Annotated in this window: 1 pseudogene; it reads left to right on the top strand. The window is 36.6% G+C overall.

The features are described 5' to 3' along the window. Positions 1-779 (top strand): annotated as a pseudogene (locus tag B2Y23_RS01760) (glycerol-3-phosphate 1-O-acyltransferase PlsB); the annotation flags it as partial.

Raw genomic sequence — 779 nt, 5'->3', positions numbered from 1 at the left:
AGGTGGCCGTTCACGTACCGGTCTGCTTTTGCCACCAAAAAAAGGCATGCTGTCGATGACGGTACAAAGTCATTTACGTGGTGCAACCAAGCCAATTGCCTTTATTCCGACCTATTTTGGTTATGAAAAGCTGATTGAAGGCACATCGTACTTAAATGAACTGAATGGCAAACCGAAAGAAGCCGAATCGATTTGGGGGATTTTGAGTTCAGTCCGTAAAATTGAAAAAGTCTTTGGCCAGGTACATGTCAATTTTGGCGAGCCGGTTTTTCTGGATCAGGTTTTAACTGACAATCAAGCAGAACATATTCAATTAAATATTCATGATGAATTACCCCAACCGGTGATTCAAACCGTGAATCAGGTTGCCAATTCAATTCTGGAAAATATTAATAAAGCGGTGGTCATTAATCCGATTTCGTTAATTTCGCTGATTTTACTCAATGCTGAAGATCATACTTTAACTGAACATGATTTAATCGCGAAAATTGATCAATATCGTCATTTATTAAAAATGACAACATATGATTCAAAAATGATCATGACAGAATTATCCAGCGTAGAGATTATTCAGTATGCCGGGAAATTAAAGCAGGTTGAAACCTTCAGCCAAAATAATCAAAATTGGGTACGGGTGGCTGAAAGTCAAAAAATTCTGTTAAGTTATTTTAGTAACAATATTCTGCACTGCTTTATTCTCCCGGCATTAATTGCAGTACTGGTGCATTCGTATAAAAAAATCTCTAAACATTATTTAATCGACACAGTTAAAAATATCT

The sequence above is a fragment of the Acinetobacter sp. UBA5934 genome, from assembly GCF_002430855.1.
Lineage (GTDB): Bacteria > Pseudomonadota > Gammaproteobacteria > Pseudomonadales > Moraxellaceae > Acinetobacter.
Note: the sequence above shows the minus strand (reverse complement) of the source record. Positions and strands in the feature narration are given on the sequence as shown.